15 protein-coding genes and 1 pseudogene are annotated in these 22,005 nt (G+C 72.9%); 3 read left to right on the forward strand and 13 right to left on the reverse strand.

Features of this window, described 5'->3' with window-relative positions; translation table 11 throughout:
- Positions 1 to 92 precede the first annotated feature (92 nt).
- The 11 genes and pseudogenes from KIS93_RS44820 to KIS93_RS63835 all read right to left on the reverse strand — a co-directional run bounded on the left by KIS93_RS44820 (position 93) and on the right by KIS93_RS63835 (position 14,837).
- Positions 93 to 6,329, reverse strand: a complete 6,237-nt coding sequence (locus KIS93_RS44820; protein ID WP_155128234.1) for an RHS repeat domain-containing protein — start codon at positions 6,327 to 6,329, stop codon at positions 93 to 95.
- Between the two features lie 306 nt (positions 6,330 to 6,635).
- Positions 6,636 to 7,601: a helix-turn-helix domain-containing protein gene (locus KIS93_RS44825; RefSeq protein ID WP_080041396.1), complete on the reverse strand. Its 966-nt coding sequence runs from the start codon at positions 7,599 to 7,601 to the stop codon at positions 6,636 to 6,638.
- Positions 7,602 to 7,670: 69 nt separating this feature from the next.
- Positions 7,671 to 8,377 (reverse strand): annotated as a pseudogene (locus KIS93_RS44830) (SDR family NAD(P)-dependent oxidoreductase).
- Positions 8,374 to 9,411 carry a 2,3-butanediol dehydrogenase gene (locus KIS93_RS44835; RefSeq protein ID WP_080041398.1) on the reverse strand — a complete coding sequence of 346 codons (1,038 nt, stop codon included), beginning with the start codon at positions 9,409 to 9,411 and terminating at the stop codon, positions 8,374 to 8,376. Before KIS93_RS44835 ends, KIS93_RS44830 begins: the two are co-directional and overlap by 4 nt.
- On the reverse strand, positions 9,408 to 10,652 hold the full coding sequence (locus KIS93_RS44840) for an MFS transporter (protein ID WP_080041399.1): 1,245 nt from the start codon (positions 10,650 to 10,652) through the stop codon (positions 9,408 to 9,410). Before KIS93_RS44840 ends, KIS93_RS44835 begins: the two co-directional genes overlap by 4 nt.
- A 33-nt stretch (positions 10,653 to 10,685) precedes the next feature.
- Positions 10,686 to 11,219, reverse strand: coding sequence for a 2,4'-dihydroxyacetophenone dioxygenase family protein (locus KIS93_RS44845; protein ID WP_080041400.1), 534 nt, complete (start codon positions 11,217 to 11,219; stop codon positions 10,686 to 10,688).
- A gap of 123 nt (positions 11,220 to 11,342) precedes the next feature.
- Positions 11,343 to 11,720 carry an SgcJ/EcaC family oxidoreductase gene (locus KIS93_RS44850; protein ID WP_080041401.1) on the reverse strand — a complete coding sequence of 126 codons (378 nt, stop codon included), beginning with the start codon at positions 11,718 to 11,720 and terminating at the stop codon, positions 11,343 to 11,345.
- Entirely contained in the window at positions 11,717 to 12,436 is a 720-nt protein-coding gene (locus KIS93_RS44855) for an SDR family NAD(P)-dependent oxidoreductase (protein WP_080041402.1), read from the reverse strand. The genes KIS93_RS44850 and KIS93_RS44855 overlap by 4 nt, the downstream gene beginning before the upstream one ends.
- A 142-nt stretch (positions 12,437 to 12,578) precedes the next feature.
- Positions 12,579 to 13,490, reverse strand: a complete 912-nt coding sequence (locus KIS93_RS67885; protein WP_222107870.1) for a LysR family transcriptional regulator — start codon at positions 13,488 to 13,490, stop codon at positions 12,579 to 12,581.
- A gap of 90 nt (positions 13,491 to 13,580) precedes the next feature.
- Positions 13,581 to 14,201: a TetR/AcrR family transcriptional regulator gene (locus tag KIS93_RS44865; protein WP_080041404.1), complete on the reverse strand. Its 621-nt coding sequence runs from the start codon at positions 14,199 to 14,201 to the stop codon at positions 13,581 to 13,583.
- 27 nt (positions 14,202 to 14,228) lie between these two features.
- A complete protein-coding gene (locus KIS93_RS63835; RefSeq protein ID WP_230465437.1) occupies positions 14,229 to 14,837 on the reverse strand; it encodes a TetR/AcrR family transcriptional regulator in 609 nt (202 codons plus the stop codon).
- Between the two features lie 60 nt (positions 14,838 to 14,897).
- Between KIS93_RS63835 and KIS93_RS44875 the strand changes: the two genes are divergently transcribed.
- The 3 genes from KIS93_RS44875 to KIS93_RS63840 all read left to right on the forward strand — a co-directional run bounded on the left by KIS93_RS44875 (position 14,898) and on the right by KIS93_RS63840 (position 20,013).
- Positions 14,898 to 15,536: a class I SAM-dependent methyltransferase gene (locus KIS93_RS44875; RefSeq protein ID WP_080041405.1), complete on the forward strand. Its 639-nt coding sequence runs from the start codon at positions 14,898 to 14,900 to the stop codon at positions 15,534 to 15,536.
- A gap of 171 nt (positions 15,537 to 15,707) precedes the next feature.
- Positions 15,708 to 16,925, forward strand: coding sequence for a cytochrome P450 family protein (locus tag KIS93_RS44880; RefSeq protein WP_080041406.1), 1,218 nt, complete (start codon positions 15,708 to 15,710; stop codon positions 16,923 to 16,925).
- A gap of 109 nt (positions 16,926 to 17,034) precedes the next feature.
- A complete protein-coding gene (locus KIS93_RS63840) occupies positions 17,035 to 20,013 on the forward strand; it encodes a helix-turn-helix transcriptional regulator (protein WP_222107871.1) in 2,979 nt (992 codons plus the stop codon).
- A gap of 102 nt (positions 20,014 to 20,115) precedes the next feature.
- Here the strand turns inward: KIS93_RS63840 and KIS93_RS44895 are convergent, their stop codons facing one another.
- Both KIS93_RS44895 and KIS93_RS68490 read right to left on the reverse strand, forming a co-directional pair.
- Positions 20,116 to 20,808, reverse strand: coding sequence for a glycosyltransferase family 2 protein (locus tag KIS93_RS44895; protein ID WP_080041407.1), 693 nt, complete (start codon positions 20,806 to 20,808; stop codon positions 20,116 to 20,118).
- Positions 20,805 to 21,719, reverse strand: a complete 915-nt coding sequence (locus KIS93_RS68490) for an NAD-dependent epimerase/dehydratase family protein (protein WP_418115091.1) — start codon at positions 21,717 to 21,719, stop codon at positions 20,805 to 20,807. The genes KIS93_RS44895 and KIS93_RS68490 overlap by 4 nt, the downstream gene beginning before the upstream one ends.
- Between the last annotated feature and the right edge of the window lie 286 nt (positions 21,720 to 22,005).

Here is a 22,005-nt window from a genome sequence, read left to right on the forward strand (position 1 = left end):
CCGCGCGCCGATTGTCGGCGTGGCGCCCTGGGCGGCGGCTGGACATGGCGGAGCTCCCGCCCGGTCGGGCGGGAGCTCCGTTACTCACCTGCTCAGCCCGGCGTCGCGGGCGGCCTGAGGATCTGCCAGAGCCGCCAGATGATCGTCGGGGTCTTGGAGGACGGGGTGTCCGGCGTGTACGGCTTGGAGGCCGGGCCGTGGCCGGTTCCCTGGTCGGCGATGGTTTCGGTGTAGCTGCGGGCGTTCCTGGTGTAGGACCCGGTGGGTTGCACCCTTCCCAACTGCTCGTCGATCGAGCGTCTCTGCGCGTCGGTCAGCCCGCGTGCCTGGCTCTGCCCCGTGTTCGGCGGGGTGCGCTGGGCCTTGGGCGGCGACTGCCGTTGTGTGGCCCGGCGGCTGGTCGGCCGGACGGTGGGCCGGTGCCGGACGGTGGTCTTGGGCCGGCTGGCCCGCCTGGTGACCGCCCTGCGTGCGGCGGCCGCCCGGCGTCTGGCGGCTGCGGCCCGGCGGGCGGCCGCCGCCGCTCGCCGCTTGGCCGCCGCGGCGGCCGCCCGCTGCCTGGCCAGTGCGGCTTTCTTCCTGGCCAGCGCCGCGGCCCGCTTCTTGGCCGCTTCCGCGGCCCTCTTGCGGGCCGCTTCGGCCGCCTTCTTCCTGGCGGCTTCGGCCGCCCGGCGCCTGGCGGCTTCCAGGGCGCGCCTTCTGGCGGCCTCAGCGGCCCTGCGCCGGGCTGCGGCGAGCGCCGCCCGACGCGCCGCGGCCGCCGCGGCCCGCCTGGCCGCCGCCTGGGCCAGCTTCCTGGCGAGGGCGCGGGCCGCGATCCGCGCCGCGATGCCGACGACGATCCAGAAGAGCTGGCCGTCGGGGTCGCTCATCGTGACGGGGTTGTTGTTGGCGTAGGCGTAGGCGTTGAGCTGCTGCGGGTCGGCCTCGTCGATGATCGGGTCCACCGAGAGGAAGCGGCCGTTGGCCGGGTCGTACTCGCGGGCTCCGAGGTGGACGAGCCCGGTGGTGGCGTCCTTGGTGCCGCCGACGAACCCGCGTTGTCCGGGCCACCACGGTGGTGGCGCCCCTCGGTCCTCGCCGAAGGGGGTCTGCCTGCGGATGGCCAGGTCCCCGTTGCCGGCGTTCACCATGGCCTGTGCGGTGCCCTGGTGGTCGTTGACCATGAAGTAGACCTGGTTGTCCGGCATGCGGACCGCGATGGCCTCCCCGCCGATGGTGTAGTAGCGGGTCTGCTCGACGGTGCTCTTGGCGTAGTCGAGGCGCAGCTCCATGTCGTCGATGTAGAGGGTGGCGTCGGTGGGCGTCTTGCGGAGCAGGCGGTCGCCGTCGGCGTCGTAGACGAACGAGGTGGTCTTGCCCGCCTCGGTCACCGACTCCAGGTTGCCTTCCGCGTCCCATACCAGGGTCTGGTCGGAGGTGCCGACCTTGCGCCGGGTGGTGTTGCCGGCGGCGTCGTACTCGAACAGGTCCTGGCCGACGGTCTGCAGCGCGTGCGGCTGCTTGCCGCCCGCCGCCGGGTAGGCGAAGGTGCGGACGCTCTCGCCGGCGCTGCCGAACGCGTGCTTGGTCTCCTTCGTCCGGTTGCCGGTCACGTCGTAGGCGTAGCTGACCGCGTACGGGGCCACGCCGCCGATCTTGCCGGACTGCGGGCTGCCGCCGGCGCAGTCGTCCGTGGCCGTCCAGGCCGAGGTCAGCCGGCGCAGGTGGTCATGGGTGAAGCACTGCGTGTCCTGATTCGCCTTGTCGGCGATCTTGGTGATGTTGCCGGCCGCGTCGTAGCTGTAGCTCAGGTCGAGGTCGCTGGCGGCGGCCCCGGCCCGGTCCAGCCGCATGCCGGTCAGCCTGCGGGTGCCCTCGTCGTGGGTGTAGGTGAGCCAGGTCTTCTTGTCGCCCTCGCCCAGCTCGTACTGGAGCGTCTCGCCCATCTTGGAGTAGCGGGCCGCGCTCACGTACGCCGACAGGCCGGTGACCTTGGTCGGCTGGCTGAGGCCGTCGTAGCTGTAGACGACCTGCTCCTCCGCCAGCCCGCCGCCGGCCGGGAAGCTGATCGACTGCACCTGGTCGTCGGCCGTGTAGCGGGTGTTGAGCTGGTACGAGCCGGCCAGCTTGCCCTCCCGCGCCGGGATGGTGATGGTCTGGCGCAGGGTGCGCTCGTCGGCGTCGATGGCGTTGATCTCGGCGGTGTACGCCTGCCCGTCGACGTACCGGATGCTGGCGTTCATGTGGCCCTTGGCCAGGGCGTCGTACTTCCATTCGGCCAGCAGCGGGCCGCTCTCCGAGCCCTCCCTGAGCTGGGTCTTGCGGCCCAGCGCGTCGTAGCCGTACCAGAGCGTGCGGCCGCGCGAGTCGGTCGTGGTGACGACCTCGTCGGCGTCGTTGTACGTCGTGGTCGTGACGCCCTTGTCCGGGTCCTCGGTCTTGATCTCGCGGCCCCGCAGGTCGTAGTGGTGCCGCCAGACGTTGCCCGCCGGGTCGGTCACCGTGGCCAGGCGGCCGGCGGCGTCGTAGGTGTACTTGGTGGACTCGTACTCGCCGGTCGGGGTGGCGCCCTTGTACTGGCGCAGCTCGATCAGCCGGTCCTGCGCGTCGCCGATGCGGGTGGTGGCGGTGCCGCCGGGCGGCGGGGTGACGTGGATGCGGTCGCCTTCCTCCTTGGCCGTCACCCGGTACTGCTCCACCCCCTTCGCCTTGAGCACTTCGGCGTTGACCTCGCCCGTGCCGTCGAACAGCGACACGACCTGGTTGGGGACGGCGGCGTCGGCCACGGCCAGCAGGTCGGTGGACGGCGTGCCGGTGGCGAAGTAGCCGGTGTTCTCCTTGTACTCCTCTCCCTGCGAGTTGTAGAAGGTGTCGGTGATCGTGCGGCCGTCGCGCAGCGCGGGGTCCTGCGTCTGGTCGTCGGTGGGCGCGGGCTCCTGCGTCTGGCGCTCGCGCATCAGGCCGTCGTACAGCTCGTGGCTGGTGACGTAGCCGCCGTCGGCGCGCAGCGTCTTCGTGGTGACGACGCTGGGGCCGTCGGAGCGCACGGTGTAGGAGTACTCGGTGCTGGGCGACTGTCCGGCCGCCTTGCTGCGGTCGGGCTGCCAGACCTTGATCAGGCGGCCGAGGGCGTCGTACTCCATCTCGGTGCGGCGGTTGTTGGCGTCGATCTCGGCGACGGGCTCGCCCCACGCCGGCTCGACCTGGGTGCGCTCGACGTGGCCGAGCTGGTTCGTCTCCGTCGTCTCCCGGGCCGGGCCGCCGGTGGCCGGGCTGTAGGCGGTGACGGACTTGGTGCCGACCGGGTCGGTCTCGCTGGTCTCGCGGCCGTACACGTCGTAGGTGTGGGTGCTGCCGGTGATCGTCTGGCCGTCGGGCGAGACGAGCTCCTGAACGGTGGTGACGTCGCCCTTGGTCGGGGGCTGGCCGTTCGCCTGGCCGTCGTAGTGGATCTTCTCGTCGGAGAGCACCTCACCGGCGGCCAGCGTGGAGACCGCGGTGCCGCAGCCGGCGGCGACCTTCTGGACGCGGCTCGGGTAGTCGAGCATCCAGCTGGTGTCGTTGCGGGCGTAGGTGTAGCGGGTGCACTCGTCGTCGTCGGTGCTGGCCAGGTCGCCCTTCTCCTCGACCTGGAGGAGCAGGCCCTTGGCGTCGTACGCGCGCTCCTCGCCGGTACGCCGCCACTTGTCGCCCGGCAGCGCGGTCCGGGTGACCATGGACTTCTCCTGCACCACGTACGCGGCCTTGGTGACGCCGCCCTGCGTGGACTCGGCCGTCTTGACCGACCAGGGCTGCTGCGCGGTCGCGGTCAGCAGGGCGCCGCCGTCGCCGTCGTACAGGACCTCTTCGCGCTCGAAGCCGGCGAGCTGGTCGAGGTCGTCGAGCTTGACGCCCTCGGTGTCCTCGACCTGCGCGGTCCGCTTGGTGCCGTCGGCGAGCTTGTCGCCGTGCATGCCGCGGAAGTAGCGGAACTCGGTCAGCGTGCGCTTGCCGTCCTGGCCGTCGCCCTGCCGGACGCGGACCCGGCCGTAGCCACGGTAGTCGGCCCACGTGCGGTGCTCGGGCTTGACCAGGATGTTGTCGGCGTAGTGCCAGCCGGCGCCGTCCAGGTACTCGTAGTCGGTGACCACGTTCGGGGCGCCGCCGACCCGGTCCACCTCCATGGTCTGGGTGACCAGGTACTTGTGGAACCAGTCGGTGACCTCGGCCTCGTTCGGCGGGGCCCAGCGCTGCGGGAAGCACCGCCGGGTGTTCTTGTCCGCCGCGGGCACGTCGCCCGGCTTGCAGTCGGCCGGCGAGTAGTTGATCCGCAGCTCGCCGCCGGACTCGTTGTTGATCGCCTGCACCCGCCACTTGACCAGCGGGGCGCGGCCCTCGTCGGTGTCCACCCGGTTGGGCAGCTGCACGCCGGTGAACTTCACCGGAGGCAGCGTGATCGTGCCGCCCACGTGGCCGGTCTGCTGGATGGAGGCCAGCCACAGCGCCGGGCTCATGCCGTCACCCGAGGCGGGGAACTGGTGCGCCAGCGCCCACGAGTCCACCGTGTAGTACTGGCCCGACGCGTTGAGCACCTGCGTGGTGACCTTGGTGAGCCGCTTGCGGGTGAAGAACGTGGGCGCCAGCCGGTCGGTGCACTTCACGCCGGAGTCGCAGATCTGGTCGAACGGGACGTCCGGCCAGTTGCTCGCGGTCTCCTTCTTCAGCTCAGCGGGCGCGCAGGTGATCGTGCCGCTGGGCAGGCAGCGCTCGGCCACCTCGAAGTTCACCCGCGCCGCCGGGCTCTTGGTGAACAGCTCGCTCTTCAGGTAGCCGTAGTCGATGCGGGTCAGGTAGGCACCGCGCACGTACGGGGTGCCCAGCTCCGGCTTCATGTTGCGGCCGTAGTAGTTGCCCTCCTGGGCGTACCAGTACGTGGTGGCGTTGCCGTGCGTGTCCACCTCGTAGTCGAGGTTCCAGCGGTACGCCTGCTGGCACCACGCGTTGGCCGGGGTGCTGTTGTAGCAGGGCTCGCCGCTGTTGTTGCCGAACACCGGCACCGTCTGCGTCGACTTCGTCTCGGCCTTGCCGCTCACCCAGCCGGGCAGCCGGTTCAGGCCGAAGGTGTACTGCGTGCCGTCAGCGGTGGTGACCCGCCAGTACTCGCCGTTGTTGTCCCCGTTCGTGGCGCCGGTCAGCGCCTCGATCCTGGTGCCGTCGTCCCGCTTGGGCCGCCACTGCTTCGTGGTGGCGTCCTTGACCAGCTCGACCGACGAGTCGCCCAGGGACATGGTGGCGTTGTCCTGGTCCCAGCACAGGTCGCCGGTCTTCTTGCCGTCGATCATGCAGGACTTGTAGCGGCGCTCGATGTAGCCGCCCGGGTTCAGCTCGAAGCCCTCACCGGCCCACGACGCCTGGTTGTTCGTGGACGCGGTGCGGCCGTCCACGCTCTGCGAGGAGTAGCCCAGCGACAGGCTCGGCTCCTCGCCGCCCAGCGACGGGGGCGTCCGCAGGTCGTAGCTCCAGGTGAAGTCGCCCGACTGGGTGCCGACGCTCCAGTCCGACGACGCCGACAGGGAGGTGGCCGAGTGGTCGCCCGACGGGCCGGACGCGGCGGCGGTCAGCGCGTACAGGCCGCCCGTCTCGACCTCGGCGGTCACCGTGCCGCTCTTGGCGTCGTTGTCGCTCTTGACCGGCTGCGGCGCCGCGCAGCCGGCCGCGCCGGTCAGCGCGCACTCCTCCAGCTTCACCAGCCGCAGCCGGGAGCCGTAGTCGCCGCCGTAGGCGTAGCGGAAACCGGAGTAGTCCACCTGCACGCGCGTCTTGACCGGCTTGGCCGCCGCGCTCGCCGCCACGCCCTGCCCCGGCGACACCCGCATCGCCAGGCCGAGCAGGTCGGTGTCGAGCAGCTCCACGCTGACCGGGGCCGCCTGCGCGGCCTGCGCCGCCTTGGCCGTCGCCGGCGCCAGCTTCACCGGGAAGCCGGCCGCCAGGGTCGAGACGGAGCTGCCGCCCAGCTCCGCCTTCTGCGGCTTCGGCCACTTCACGGCCGGCGCCGCCTTCCACGCCTGCTGCGCGACCGGGTCCGGCAGCGGCGGCTTGACGGGCACCTTCCCGCCCGTCACCGGCGCTTCCTTCTGTACGTGCGGCGCCGCGCGCGGTGCGGCGGAGGCCGGCATGGCGTACACCATGTCCACCATCAGGACGACCGCCAGCAGGGGCGCCAGCCGGCGCGGCCAGCGCGACTCCGGCTTGGCCTCCTGCGTCGCGAAACGGTTCCACGACTGGTCGGGGCCGTCGGGCTCTTGGGGGGTTCGTTGCAACCTGCTCCATCGGGATTCGGGCAGGTCTAACTCATCCGGCAGATCCATGAGGCTTCTCCAGAGGATTGCGGGGTGGCCGGGCCGAGCGGAGGTGCGGTGCTCAGCGGGCCAGATGAGGCGCGAAGACCTGGTGGGGCCTCGCTGCTGGAAGCGACGATGTCGGCGGTGAGGCGGGCACCCGGGTATGTCCGCGGTCTTCGATGATGATCGAATCGTCGCCTTCGGTCCGCCGTTGGTCCAGACTTTTGCGCCTTCTGCTCAATATTCTTCAGCCGCGTGGAGGTCTCTGAAGGTTTCCGCCGATGCTCGGGTTCGTGGTCAGGCCGTCGCCGGGTGGGCGCCGGTCGCTCGGCGTCAGGTCGTCGCCTGGGCGCGGGCCTCGCTCGGCGTCAGGCCGTACCTGGCGCGGAAGAGGCGGGCGAAGTGGGCCTGGCTGGAGAAGCCCCACCGGTGCGCGACGTCGGCGATCGTGCTCTCCCGCGCGCCCGCGCCGGTCAGCTCCCGATGGGCGCCGGCCAGGCGGCGCTCCATGATGTGCCGGGCCGGGGTCGTGCCGGTGGACTCGAAGATGCGCGCCAGGTGCCGTACCGAGATGCCCATGACCCCGGCCACCTGGGCGGCGCCGAGGCAGGGGTCGTGCAGGTGCCGGTCGATGTAGTCCTCGGCCACGATGAGCTGCGAGCGGTAGGTGTCGGGGCCCGGCCGCCCGCCCGTTCGCTCCTCGGCGAGCTGGCGCAGCAGGTCGAGCACCGCCCGCTCGGCGTCGGCCGGCTCGTGGCCGCCGCGCAGCGCGGCCAGCCCGCCGAGCAGCGAGCCCAGCGCGGCGACGAGCGCGCCCTCCCGCGCCGTGCCGCGGCCGAACAGCATCGGCCCGGGCAGCCCGCCGCCCGCGCACACCCGCGCGAACGACTCGCGCGGCACGTCCACCAGGATCTGCCGCATGGAGGAGGAGAACCCGAACAGGTACGGCCGCCGCGTGTTGTAGACGACCAGCTCGCCCGCCGTGGCCGCCAGGCAGCCGTTCTCGTGCAGGAACACCGCCTCGCCCTTGAGCAGCAGCGTCGCGAACACCGAGTCCTTCGGCGCCGACCTGACCGTCTGCGGGCTGCGCTCGATGGCGTGCGCGTTGCCGGCGATCTCGGCCAGACGCAGCCCGCCCAGCTCGATGTTGGTCTGCCTGGCCAGCAGCCCCTGCTCGGAGTAGGAGGTGCAGGACAGGCCCACGAGCGCCTTGCGGTTGTAGTCCTCCCAGTAGTCGATGCGCTCGGCGGGTGCGACGTGCTCGGTGGTGGCCTGGGAGATCACGGTGAGGGCGGACATGCGACCTCCTGATGTTCGTGCGTGTCAGGGGTGACTCAGCTTAGGTGACGGGTCACACGGGGCACAGGGTCACACGGCCAGGTGGCCTCCGTCGACGGGGATGACGGCGCCGGTGACGTACGAGGCCGCCGCCGAGCACAGGAAGGCCACCACCGAGGCGACCTCGCCCGGCCGCCCGAGCCGCCCCGCCGGGATGCGGGCCAGCACCGCCGCCCTGGCCTCGGGTCGTCGAGCACGCCCCGGGCCAGCGGGGTGAGCACGAAGCCGGGCGCGACGGCGTTGACCCTGATGCCGTCGGCGGCGTACTCGGCGGCCAGCGACTTGGTGAGCTGGGAGACGCCGCCCTTGCTGGCGCTGTAGGCGGGGCGGTCCCTGCTGCCGGAGAAGGCGAACATGGACGACACGTTGACGATGGCGCCGCCGTGCTCGGCCAGGGCGGGGCGGGCGGCCTGGCAGGCGACCATGGTGGCGGTGAGGTTGACCTCGATGACGCGCTGCCAGCGGGCGAGGTCGTACTCCTCGCGGTCGTGGCTGACGCCCGCGCAGTTCACCAGGACGTCCAGGGGCTCGCCCGCCGACAGCAGGCCGGCCAGCCCGGCGCGGTCGAGCACGTCGTGCTCCACGACGCGGACGCGGGGGTGGTGCGGCAGGTCGGCGGGGTCGGCGGGCGGCAGGCCGAGCGCGGTGACGCGGGCGCCCTGCTCGGCGAGGAGCACGGCCGTGGCGGCGCCGATGCCCGACGTGCCGCCGGTGACGAACGCGCGCCGGCCGCTCACGGCCGCCGCCCCGTCGGTCGTACCAGCACTTTGACCTGCTCCTCTCCGCGCAGCAGCGCGTCGAACCCGTCACGTACGACGTGGTCGAGGGGGATGGTGGAGGTGACGATGCCGGCCAGGTCCACGCCCTCCTCGGCCACCATGCGCGTCAGCTCGGGGTAGGCGTCGCGGTACCCGACGCTGGTCATGATCGTCTGCTCGTTGTTCACCAGGGCGAACGCGTCCAGCGTGATCGTGCCGGTCAGGCCGAGGAGCATCACGCGGCCGCCGCGCCGGGTCGCGGCCAGGCAGGCCCGCAGCGTGTCCGGCGAGCCGGCCGCCTCGAACGCGACATCCACCCCCTCGCCCTCCGTCACCTCGGCGAGGTCCGCGCCGGTCGCGGCGGCGCCCATCCGCAGGGCCAGCTCGCGGCGGGCCGGTGACCGGTCGGCGGCCACGATCCGCCCGGCGCCGCACCGGGCCGCGAGCCGGGTCACGAGCAGCCCGATCGGGCCCAGGCCGAGGACGGCGACGCTCTCGCCGGGCCGGATCCCGGCCCGGCGCACCGCGTGCAGCGCCACGGCGGCCGGCTCGAACACCGCCGCCTGCTCCAGGGAGACCGCGTCCGGCAACCGGTGCAGCATGTACGCGGGCACCGTGGCGCGCTCGGCCAGCCCGCCGTGCCCCATGAGCCCGGCGAACCCGAAGTGCCGGCAGATGTTGTACTCCCCCGCCCGGCAGCGCGGGCAGCTCCCGCACCGGTAGTGCGGCTCCACCGCCACCCGGTCGCCGGGGGCCAGCCCGGTGACGCCGGCGCCGGCCGCGCGCACGGTGCCGCAGAACTCGTGCCCCAGGACGAGCGGTGCGGCCACGCCCGACTCGGGGTGCGGCTCGCCGACGGGGATCGCGTGCGGGCCGTCGGCGTACTCGTGCAGGTCGCTGCCGCAGATCCCGCAGTACGCCACGTCGATCGTGACCTCGCCGGGCCCGGGCGGCGCCTCCGGCACGTCCTCGACCCGGACGTCCCCCGCCCCGTACCAGACCGCCGCCCTCATGCGGCGGCCCGGCGGCGCAGGACAGCGGGCGCCGTCTCCTTCAGCAAGAAGCAGAACCCCACGACGGCCAGCGCGCCGGCGGCGGCGATGAACATCGCGGCCCGCAACCCCCACTGGTCGGACGCCCAGCCCGCCACCATCGGCCCGAGGAACCCGCCGGCCAGCTCGCCCACGCCCATGATCACGCCGAGGGCCGTGGCCAGCGCCGCGCGGGGCACGGTCTCGGCCGGGATCGTGGCCATGAACAGCGTGAAGCAGCCGAGGCCGGTGTAGGTGACGACCATGAGGGCGCCGAGCAGCACGGGGCTCTCGACGAACACGACGGCCAGCGGGCAGCACACCGCCAGCGCCGTGAACCCGATCAGCGCCGGCTTGCGCCCGATCCGGTCGGAGATGGCGGGCGTGGCGAACCCCCACAGCACCCACGCCACCCCCAGGCAGGTCATGACGCCGCTCATCGTGCCGGGGTCGAAGCCCTTCACCTGGGTCAGGTACGTCGGCGTGAACGTGATGATGGTGACGAACCAGGTCAGGTAGCAGCAGGCGATGAGCATGCAGACCACGATGTTGCGCAGCCGCAGCACCTCGCCCAGCGGCACCTTGACCGTCTCCTCCCGCACCTGGGGGGCGCGGGGAGCGCGCTCGCGCACGAACTTCCAGATGAGCGCGGCCATGATCAGCCCGGGGACGATCGTGACGTAGAACGCGACCCGCCAGTCGTAGGTCTCGGCCAGCCACACCACGACCAGCGGGGCCACGATGCCGCCGAGCAGCCCCGCCGACGAGCCCTGCAGCAGCCCCATGTTGAAGCCGCGCCGGCTCTCCCTGGACGCCTCCACCATCAGCGACTGCGCCATCGGCAGCACCGCGCCCTCGGCCGTGCCCATCAGCGCCCGCGCCACGAGCAGCCCGGCGAACCCGCCCATGAGCCCGGACGAGGCGGAGAACAGCGAGAACAGCACCACGGCCACGACCAGGATCGGCTTGCGCCGCCCGAGCGCGTCCGACAGGCGGCCGGCGAACATGCCGGCCAGCGCCCACGTGAGCGCCAGCACGCCGGACAGCGTGCCCAGCTCGGCGTTGGACAGGCCGAAGTCCCGGTCCATGTACGGCGCGAGGAACGACAGCGCCTGACGGTCGAAGAAGACGAACCCGAAGGACAGGAAGAGGATGACGAGCAGGCGGAGCTCGTACCGGTCGGCGGCGCGGGCGTCCGGCGCGGCCGTGCTGGTGTCGGTCATGACGATCTCACTTCGAGGGGGGTGCGCCGCGGCTCAGCGGAACAGGGAGTCGACGTGGTCGGCGCCGATCCCGACCTTCTCGTAGTGCTCGCGGCACATCTTGATGTAGTCGTGCACGTCGAAGAAGCCGTCGGGCTCGCCGTTCTCGTCGAGCCAGATGAGCGGGCCCTTGACGATGAAGAACGTCTTCATCGGCTCGCCGCTGTCGTAGGCGACCAGCGTGTGGCCCTCGCCGGGCGCCTCGTAGACGAAGTCGCCCGCGGTCGCCGTCCACGGCCGCTCCAGGTAGCCCCACTTGCCGGAGATCGTGTACGCGAACACCTCGTGCGGGTGGTAGTGCCGGTTGACCAGCCCGGCCTCCTTGGCGCGCAGGATGTCGGCCCAGCTGTTGTCCTTGACGTTGATCCACAGCGGGCGGGAGCCGACGGTCTCGGTGAACGGCACGTAGTAGCGGTCGTCGTCGGTGGCCACCTGGGACAGGTAGACCTCGGGCAGGGCGTCGGGGCGGAAGGAGTTCTCGATCGGCTTGAGGTCCTTCCAGAACTCTCCGGTGGGCATGTCGGGCATGTGAACGTCCCCTTTCGTGGCGTGTTTCCCGGAAGTGAATCCCGGAGGGGCCGGTGCCGTCTTTCCCGTGGGAGACCTGGCCGCTTGCACATTTCGGACATGCGTCCCGTCGGCCGGGGTGCGTTACGCCGCGTCCGGCGTGACCTGGTAGTGGGCGATGCGCCAGCCGTCCCGCGTCCGCTTCACCAGCACGCCGAGATGGACGGCCAGGGCGGGCCGGTCGGTGAAGGTGAAGTCGACGGCCAGGTAGCCGAGCACGAGGTCGTCGGCGAGTGCCCTTGTCTCGACGATGCGGTACGCCGCCTTCAGTCCGGGCGGCTGGGAGTCGTAGTAGGCGGCGACGCCGGCCCTTCCGACCGTGTAGGGGCGCAGGCCCTGGAAGATCGCGTCCTCGGTGAAGAGGGCGGCCACCCGCTGCGGGTCGTGCGCGTCCACGCCGGCCCGCCACTGTTCGAGGACGTCCCGCAGGACGTCCCGCTCGCTGGTCATCTCGCGGCTCATGCTCGGTGACCGGCGCTCATGCCGCCGTCGACGTGCAGGATCTCGCCGGTGACGAAGGGCGCGTTCTCCAGGAAGACGACCGCGTCCACGACGTCCCCCGGCTCGCCCATCCGGCCCACGGGGTGCAGCGCCGCGAGGGCCTCGTGGGTCTCCTCGGGGTGCATCGGGGTCTTGATGGTGCCGGGCGAGACCGCGTTGACGCGGATGCCGCGGGTGGCGTACTCGATGGCGAGGGACTTCGTGGCGGCCTGGAGGCCGCCCTTGCTCAGCGAGGCCAGCACGGACGGGACGCGGGCGTCGGCGTTGTCGACCAGGCTGGTGGTGATGCTGACGACGTGGCCGCCGCCCTGGTCGAGCATGCGTGCGATGGCGAGCTGGGTGATGTGGTAGAAGCCGTCGATGTTGACGGCCCGTACGGCGTGGTAGTCGTCGAGGGTGTAGTCGGTGAACGGCTTGGCGACGAAGATGCCCGCGTTGTTGACGAGGGTGTCGACCCGGCCGAACCGTTCGACGGCGGCGGCGATCGCCCGCTCGGCGGTGGCGCGCTCGGCGATGTCCCCCTGGACGGTGACGGTTCCCGGGTCGCCGGACGGGGAGATCGTGCGCGAGACGGCGACGACGGCGTGGCCGAGCTTGCGGTAGGCCTCGACGAGGCCGGCGCCGATGCCCTGCGACGCGCCGGTGATGACGGCGACCTTCTGCTGCTGGTTGCTCATGATGACGACCCTTTCTACTAGACGGTCGGTCGTCTATCGACGATGTGACGGTAGGCGTCGCGTGTGGAGAAGTCAAAGGATCACGGCGTTGCGGCCGGGACCGGCAGGCTCTTACCTGCTAGCCGCAGACTCCCAGCGCAGGTCAGGACCGGTGCGGATCGTTCCTGGGCAACCAGGCGTCCGGGCCGTGGATGCCCAGGTCGCCCTCGGCGCCCAGGGCCTCGGCGACGCCCAGCACCGCGTTGCGGTCCTCGCTCCTGCGCCACACCAGCGACCACGTCCAGTAGACCTCGGGCGCGACGACGGGCCGCTTGACGAGGTCCGGCGGCAGCGGGGCGGTCTGGCCCTTCGGCGAGTTGATGACCGGGCGGCGGCTGCGCCGTACGTGGTCGAAGAAGGCGGCGCCGGTGATGCCGCCGTCGGAGACGCGCACCGCGCGGGCCCCCGTGTCGCGGGCCAGTTCCTCGGCGTAGACGTTCCAGGACCACCAGGAGGTGGTGTCGTCGTCGAGCAGGACGGCGGTCTCGCGGGCCGGGACCGGGCCGGTGCCGGGGCCGGTCGCGACGGCGTACAGGCGGTCGGCGCCGATCAGCCGGGCACGCAGGCCGCGCCGCTCCAGGTCCTCGGCGCGCAGCCAGCACACCGCGAGGTCCAGGCCGCCCTCGGCGACCCGGGCGGCCTGCGTGTGCGAGGGCGCCACCCAGGCGTCCATGTGGACCCGCGCCACGGCGGCGGTGCGGGCGGTCAGGTCCGGCGGCAGCCAGTTGACGTACCCGAGCCGGACCGGCTCCGAGCCGGACAGGCGGCGGGCGCGGTGCCGCAGGTCGTCGGCGCGCTCCAGCAGGGCCCTGGTCTCGGGGAGCAGCGCGGCGCCGGCCGGGGTGAGCGACACCGAGCGGCGGTCCCGGTCGAACAGGCGCACCCCGAGGTCCCGTTCCAGCGCCTTGATCTGCTGCGACAGGGAGGGGCCGGCGATCAGCAGCCGAGCGGCGGCGCGGCCGAAGTTCAGCTCCTCGGCGACCGCGACGAAATACTGCAACTGGCGCAGCTCCATACTCGCCATGCTACGGGCGTGAGAGGCAACGCCTACCAGCCGTCAGGGCGTCCGGGCGCACCGGCGTCAGAGGCGGGCGATTCGCAGGCGTCAGAGGCCGGCGGGAACCTCGTCGGGCGTGCGGGCGCCCAGCAGCGCCAGGCAGTTGGCCCACAGGGCGTCGAGCCGCCGCGGGTCGTTGTAGAGCTTGGCGAACAGCACCTGCCCCTCAAGCTGGGCCACCACCGACCGCGCCGCCTCCCGGGTGTCGGCCACGGCGACGTCACCGCGCGCGCGGGCCTCGGCGATGACCGCGTCGACCAGCTCGACCTGCGCCTCGAAGATCTCCTGCAGCCGGACGCGGACGGCTTCGGTGTGGTTGCTCATCTCCAGCGTGAGGTTCCCGAACAGGCAGCCGGAGACGGTGCCGCAGGTGCGCTGCCCGGCGCGCTGGGCGGCCTGCGTCACCTCGAACAGCCGCCGCAGCCGCGTCAGCGGCTCCGACCCGCCCGACAGCGCCTCCTTCCAGGCCCGCTGCTGGCCGGCCCAGTGCTCGTCGATGACCGCCAGCGCGAGGGCCTCCTTCGACTCAAAGAAGTAGTAGAAGCTGCCCTTGGGCACACCCGCGGCCTTGCAGATCTCGGCGACACCGAGGGCGGTGTAGCCGCGCAGCTCGATGAGCGCTCGCGCGGCGTCGACGATCTTCTCCCTGGCATCGCTGGTCCGTCCCATACCACCGAGTGTACGACCGGTCGTCTACTAGGGCTTGAGCGCCGCCCGCACGCCCGGCAGCACGGCGGCGCGGAAGGCCGCGTCCAGCTCCGCCGGGGAGGCGGTCGTCTCGCCCTCGATCCGGGCCCGCAACAGCCCCATGAACGCGCCCACCACGCACGTCACCAGCAGGTCGAGCGCGGCCGACTCCCCTGCACCCGCCGCGACCAGCTCGTTCCTGACCACCGCGGCCAGCAGCTGCTCGCCCCGGGCGTGCACCAGGCCGCCGCTGCGCCTGCCCATCAGCGCCCGGACCAGCCGCTCCTGCTCGCCCACGTGCTCGAACATCGGCCGGCTGAACGCGAACAGCTCCCCCGGCCCGCCGCCGCCCGGCGCCGGGTGCAGGAAGGTGAGCTGCTCGATGTTGCTGAACAGCACGTCCTGCTTGTCGGTGAAGTGGGCGTAGAACGTGGAGCGGCCGACGTCCGCCCGCTCGATGATGTCGGTGACGGTCACCGCGTCGTAGCCCTTCTCCAGGATCAGCGCCACCAGCGCCTCCTGGATCAGCCGCCGCGTCCGCCGCACCCGCCGGTCGCCGGACACTTTCCCGCCTTCTGTCCGGTACGGCACACCTGGGCCGATCTGCTCGTTGACCACGCCTCATTATGAACGCATGCTTCATAACCGAACACCTTGTCCGGTAACCGAGGAGCGATCATGGGCCTGGGAAAGCTGCTGCACAGCCACCGCGAGCACGCCGACGAGGGCGGCGTCATCGAGCGCCCGCGCGCGTACGAGGTCGTCGCCGAGCTCGCCTACCTCGGCGGCCGGCGCGCCGCCTTCACCCGCCTGGCCGCCGCCGCCCGGCCGCGCCCCGGTGACCGCGTCCTCGACGTCGGCTGCGGCACCGGCTACCTGAGCCGCATCCTGTCGCCCGTCAGCGGCCACGTCACCGGGCTCGACCCGTCCCCCGCGATGATCGCCCACGCCACGGAGCGGGCCCCGTCGAACTGCACCTACGTCGTCGGCGAGGGCCAGGACCTGCCCTTCCCCGACGGCTCGTTCGACCTGGTGGTCTCCAGCCTGGCCATGCACCACATGCCGCGCGAGGCCAGGCCGGAGGCGCTGCGGCAGATGTTCCGGGTGCTGCGCCCGGGCGGGCGGCTGCTCATCGCCGAGTTCAGCCCGCCGAGCGGGCACCTCGCCCGCCGGCTCGTCGGCCTGCTCACCGGCCCCGCCATGCGGCACGACCCGCACGAGCTGCTGGGCAGCATGATCCCGGACGCCGGCTTCCAGGTGACGGACGAGGGCCGGCTGCCGCACCTCATGTACTACGTCCGCGCGACCCGCCCTTAGCGGAACGCGAAACGCGAAACGCGGTCGGGGCGATTGACGGGTGGGGGCGACGGGGGGTGATGTGGCCCGTCGGGCAGGTGTTCGCGGCCCTGCGGTGACTACGAACCGCCTGGCCGGTACAGGCGGCGACGCGGACAGTTGAAGGTCCGAACCGCACATTGGAGACCTCCCATGGAGCCATTGCCGATCCCGGTCCCCGGCGAGCGGACGTCCCAGACGATCCGCCGCATCAGGGACGAAAGCGGCCCCGTCGTGCCCATCGAGCTGCCGGGCAAGGTCAGCGCCTGGGCCGTGACGTCGTACGACACGGTGGACGCCGTCCTGTCCAACGACGGCGTCCTCTACAGCAAGAACCCGCGCCACTACACCGCCCTGCACGACGGCACCGTCCCGCCTGACTGGCCGATCCGCCAGCTCATCGAGGGCGACCACCTGCTGGCCAAGGACGGCACGGACCACCGGCGGCTGCGCAGCCTGGTCAACCGCGCCTTCACCCCGGCACGCGTGCAGTCGCTCGCCCCGCGCATCCAGGAGCTGACCGACGAGCTGCTGGACCGGCTGGAAGGCGAGGGCGAGACGGTGGACCTGGTGTGGCACTTCACCGAGCCGCTGCCGGTGGCCGTGATCTGTGAGCTGTTCGGCGTGCCCGAGCCGGAGCGGGCGCTGATCCGGCGCTGCACGCACGTCCTGCTGTCGCACACCGCCGGCCCGGACGAGGCGGCCGCGGCGGGCGGCGAACTGCTCGGATACCTGAGCACGTTCATCGGCCGCAAGCGGGACGATCCGGGCGACGACCTGACCACCGCGCTCATCCGCGCCCAGGAGGCCGACGGCGACCGGCTCTCGGACAACGAGATGTTGTGGATCCTGTGGCTGGTGCTCATCGCCGGCCACGAGACGACCGTGCACCTGCTCGCGAACGCCGTCATCGCCCTGTGCACCCACCGCGACCAGCTCGCCGCCGCCCAGGCCGACGACTCCTGGGAGCAGGTCGTCGAGGAGACGCTGCGCAGCCGCAACTCGGTGATGAACGTGCTGTTCCGCTATCCGCTGGACGACGTCTCCGTGGCCGGCACCACGATCAGGACCGGCGAGCCGATCATGGTCGCCATCGGCGGCGCCGGCACGGACCCCGCCAGGTACGGCGAGGACGCCGGCCGCTTCGACATCTCGCGCGAGCAGGAGCCGCACCTGGCCTTCGGCCGCGGGCCGCACTTCTGCCTGGGCGCGCCGCTGGCCCGGCTGGAGTCCCGGATCGCGTTGCGCACCCTGTTCACCCGCTTCCCCGGCCTGCGCCTCTCGGTGGACGCGGACGACATCCCGTACACGTCATCCTTGATCACCGAAGGGCCGACGGAGCTGCCGGTCGTGCTGGGCGCACCGGCCTGAACCGGCGCGCCCGGGCCAGGGGCGCGGGGCGCGGCGAATTGTCCGAAACGCAGGTCCGCGATGCATAATTGGGATGGCCCGGATCGACCAGTGTGCGCGGTGGTGGTGGATGTCGAGCAGCGCTCCCCGTCGCGCCCTGCGCGGCAGGCACCGCGAGTGCGAAGCGCTGGACCGGCTGCTCACCAGGGCCAAGGCGGGTGAGAGCCAGGTCGTGGTGCTGCGCGGCGAGGCGGGGGTCGGCAAGTCCGCGCTGGTCGACCACCTGGTGGCGGGCGCGGCCGGATGCCAGGTGCTGCGGGCCGTCGGCGTCGAGTCGGAGATGGAGCTGGCGTTCGCCGGGCTGCACCAGCTGTGCATGCCGCTGATGGGCCACCTCGAGCACCTTCCCGGCCCGCAGCGCGACGCGCTGGCCGTCGCGTTCGGCCTCACCGCGGGCAGCGTGCCCGACCGGTTCCTGGTCGGGCTGGCGGTGCTCAGCCTGCTGGCCGAGGCGGCGGAGGAGCGTCCGCTCGTCTGCGTCGTGGACGACGCCCAGTGGCTCGACCAGGTCTCCGCGCAGACGCTGGCCTTCGTCGGGCGCCGCCTGCTCGCCGAGCGGGTGGCGCTGGTCTTCGCGGTACGCACCTCGGCCTCCTCTTCCTCCTCCTCCGACGACCCCTTGCGCGGCCTGCGGGAGCTGCCCATCAGGGGCCTGCGCGACGACGACGCCCGCGCGCTGCTCGACTCCGTGGTCCCCGGGCGGCTGGACGAACGGGTCAGGGACCGCATCGTCGCCGAGACGCGCGGCAACCCGCTCGCGCTGCTGGAGCTGCCGCGCGGGCTGACGGCGGCGGACCTGGCCGGCGGCTTCGGGCGCCCCGACGCGCGGCCGCTGGCCAGCCAGATCGAGCAGAGCTTCCTGCGCCGCATCGAAGCACTCCCCGCCGCGACGCAGCGGCTCCTCCTCGCCGCGGCGGCCGAGCCGGTGGGCGACGTCTCCCTGCTCTGGCGCGTCGCCGACCGCCTCGGCATCGGGCCGGACGCCGCCGCCGCGGCCGAGGCGGCGGGCCTGGTCGAGTTCGGCACGCGCACGCGGTTCCGCCACCCGCTCGTCCGCTCGGCCGCCTACCGGGCCGCCGACCTCGCGCAACGCCAGGACGTCCACCGCGCCCTGGCCGAGGCCACCGATCCCGCGTCCGACCCCGACCGCCGCGCCTGGCACCGCGCGCACGCCGCCGTCGAGCCGGACGAGGCCGTCGCCGCCGAGCTGGAGCGCTCCGCCGGCCGCGCCCAGGCCCGCGGCGGCCTCGCGGCGGCGGCCGCGTTCCTCAAACGCGCGACCGAGCTGACCCCCGACCCGGCCGCCCGCGGGGCCAGGGCCGTCGCGGCGGCCCAGGCCACGTTCGAGGCGGGAGCGCCGGACGCGGCGCTGGAGCTCCTCGCCGCCGCCGAGATGGGCCCCCTCGACGAGCTGCGGCGCGGCCGGCTGGCCCGGCTCCGCGGCCAGATCGTCTTCGCCCGCCGGCGCGGCGGCGACGCCCTGCCGCTGCTGCTCGACGCGGCCAAAGTGCTGGAACGGGTGGACGCGGGGCAGGCGCGCGAGGCGTACCTCGAAGCCATCGGCTCGGCCGTCTTCGCCGGGCGGCTGGGCGGGCGCGGCGGGGTGCGACAGGTCGCCGAAGCCGCCCGCGCCGCCGGCCGCGACCCTCGCCCGCCCTCGCCCTCGAACTCCCCGCCCGCCCCGCCCTCGCCCTCGAACACCCCGCTCAACCCGTCCCAGCCCGGGGACACCCCGCTCAACCCGTCCCAGCCCGGGGACACCCCGCTCGACCCATGCTCGCCCGCGGACACCTCGCTCGCCCCACCCCAGCCCGGGGACACCCCCCTCGACCCACGCTCGCCCACGGACACCTCGCTCTCCCCGCCCCGGCTGGCGGATGCGCTGCTCGACGGGCTGGCGACCCGGTTCGCCGAAGGCTACGTCGCGGGCGCGCCGCTGCTGAAGCGCGTGCTGCGGGCGTTCCGGCAGCAGGCCGGGCACGACCGGGACGCCGTCATGCGCTGGCTCTGGCTGACCTGGCTCGCCGCCGGCGACATGTGGGACGACGAGACGTGGCACGAGCTGACCACCCACGCGCTCCAGGCCGCCCGCGAGACCGGCGCCCTCAACTTCCTCCCCCTGGCCCTCACCTACCGCGCCGCCGCCCACGTCCACGCCGGCGACTTCGAGGCGGCCGCGGCGCTGATCGCCGAGTCCGACGCCATCACGGAGGCGACCCGCAACTCGCCCCTCGCCTACGCCTCCCTCCTGCTCCTCGTCTGGCGTGGCTCGGACCCGGGAGCGGCGGCGCTGGTCGAGAGCAACGTCCGGGACGCCACCACCTGGGGCGAAGGCCGCGCGATCGGCCTCGGCCACTACCTGAACGCCGTCCTCCACAACGGCCTCGGCCGCTACGAGACCGCCCTCGCCAGCGCCCAGCAGTCGGGCGAGCACGAGGACCTGGGCGTCCACGGCTTCTCCCTGGTCGAGCTCGTCGAGGCCGCCGCCCGCTGCGACACCCCGGAGGTCGCCGCGCCCGCCCTGCGCCGCCTCGAGGAGCAGGCCGGCGCCAGCGGCACGAGCTGGGCCCGCGGCGTCCTCGCCCGATCGAAGGCGCTCCTCACCGAGGGCCCCGCCGCCGACCCGCTCTACCGCGAGGCCATCGACCACCTCCAGCGCAGCCGCATCGCCGTCCACCTCGCGCGCACCCACCTGGTGTACGGCGAATGGCTGCGCCGCGAGAACCGCCGCCTCGACGCCCGCCGGCACCTGCGCACCGCGTACGAGATGCTGCACCGCTTCGGCGCGCGCGCCTACGCCGAACGCGCCCGCCGCGAGCTCGCCGCCACCGGCGAGCCGGTGCTCCAGGACAGCACCGAAGCGCCGCAGGTCCTCACGAACCAGGAGGCCCAGATCGCCCGGCTCGCCGCCGACGGGAAGACGAACTCGCAGATCGGGGCGGAGCTGTTCATCAGCCCGCGTACGGTCGAATGGCATCTGCGCAAGGTGTTCATCAAGCTCGACGTCGATTCACGCAACAAGCTCCGCGGCGCCCTCTCCGGCTCCTGACCTCCCACCACCCGCCCGGACCGAGGCCGGCAGTCGGCTTCACCGCCACCCCCATCACGGCTTTCGGCCACCGGCACCCAGCCCGCCAGGCCGGCGCCCAGCTCACCGTGGCCGGGTCGCGGCCATGACGCCACGCATGTCGGAGATGGCGCGCAACGTGCCCCGCACGGTGCCGGTCACCTTGGACCGTCCCGCCCGGGGAAGGTAGTCCACGTCGATCTCCTCGATCCGCCACCCCTGCGCGGCGGCCCGCAGCACCATCTCCAGCGGATAGCCGAAACGCCGGTCGGAGAGTCCGAGCGCCAGCAACGCCGACCGTCTGGCCGCCCGCATGGGGCCGAGATCACGCAACGACGCCCCCGTACGACGTCGCAGGTTCGCGGCCAGGACGGCATTGCCCAGCCGGGCGTGCAGGGGCCAGGCACCCGCGGTCCGAGGGACGCGGCGGCCGAGCACGAGGTCGCTGCCCCCGCCGAGCACCGCCCCCGCGACCCTCGGCAGCTGGGCCGGGTCGAGCGAGGCATCAGCGTCCATGAAACAGACCACCTCAGCAGAGGACGCCAGCAGGCCGGCGTGACAGGCGGCACCGAACCCGCGCCTCGGCTCGTGCACCACCTCGGCCCCGAGGTCGCGGGCGACGGCCGCGGAGCGGTCGGTGGAGCCGTTGTCGACCACGATGGGGCGGTAACCCTCGGGCATACGGCCGAGCACCCAGCCGAGCGCGGCCTCCTCGTTCAGGCAGGGCAGCACCACGTCGACCGTCACGTGCGGATTCGTCGCGTCCGAGCCCGTCATGACCGCGCGAACTCCTTCATCCCGACCTCGAAGCCGATCTCGGCGCGGAAGCCCAGCTCGGCCTCGGCCCGTCGAGGCGAGGCGACGATGTGCCGGACGTCGCCCAGCCGGTATTCGCCGGTGACGCGCGGGCTCGGACCACCTCGTTCAGCGGCCAGCGCCTGTGCCATCTCCCCCACGGTGTGCGGCGTGCCGGACGCGATGTTCCACGCCCGTAGCTCCCCCGGCGGGACCGGCGCCGACAGGGCGGCCAGGTTCGCCCGGGCCACGTCCCGCACGTGAACGAAGTCACGAAGCTGACGCCCGTCCTCGAACACCCTCGGCGCCCGGCCCGCCGCCAGCTCCGAACGGAAGATCGCGGCCACTCCCGCGTAGGGGGTGTCGCGGGGCATGCGCGGGCCGTACACGTTGTGGTACCGCAGCGCCGCCACCCGGCCGCCCGTCTCCCGCGCCCAGTTGGCGGCCAGGTGCTCCTGCGCGAGCTTGCTGGTGGCGTAGGCGTTGCGCGGATCAGCCGGCGCGTCCTCCTCGATGACCGCCCACCTCAACGACTCACCGCACCGCGGGCAGACCGGCTCGAACCGCCCCTGCTCCAGATCGTGCACACTCCGGGGCCCCGGCCTCACCTGGCCGTGCGCCGCGCAGGCGTAACGCCCCTCACCGTAGATCACCATCGAGGAGGCCAACACCAGCCGGCCGACCCCGTGCCTGGCCATGGCGGCCAGCAGGACGGCGGTGCCGTACACGTTGACCGAGGCGTACTCGGGCAGGTCCGCCACATCCACCCCGAGGCCCACCTTGGCCGCCTGATGCACCACGACGTCGACACCCGGCAACAGCCTGTCCAGAACGTCCGCGTCGCGCACGTCAGCCCGGCGACCGCCGACGTCCCACCCATCCGCGCCACACACGTCAGCATCACGGCGGTCCGCGTCCTGCCCATCGCAGCGGTCCGCGTCCTGCCCATCGCGGCGGCCTGGGTGCCGCACACCCGCATCGCGACCGTCCACATGCCGCACATCCGCATGGCGGCCGTCGGCGTCCCGTGCGTCCGCATGATGGCCGTCGGCGTCCCGCATGTCGGCGCCGTCCCGTACGCCCGCATGGCGGCCGTCGGCGTCCCGCACGTCCGCGCCATACCGTACGCCCGCATGGCGGCCATCGGCGTCCCGCACGTCCGCGCCATACCGTACGCCC

The organism is [Actinomadura] parvosata subsp. kistnae, from assembly GCF_900323885.1.
Taxonomy (GTDB): Bacteria; Actinomycetota; Actinomycetes; order Streptosporangiales; family Streptosporangiaceae; genus Nonomuraea; species Nonomuraea composti.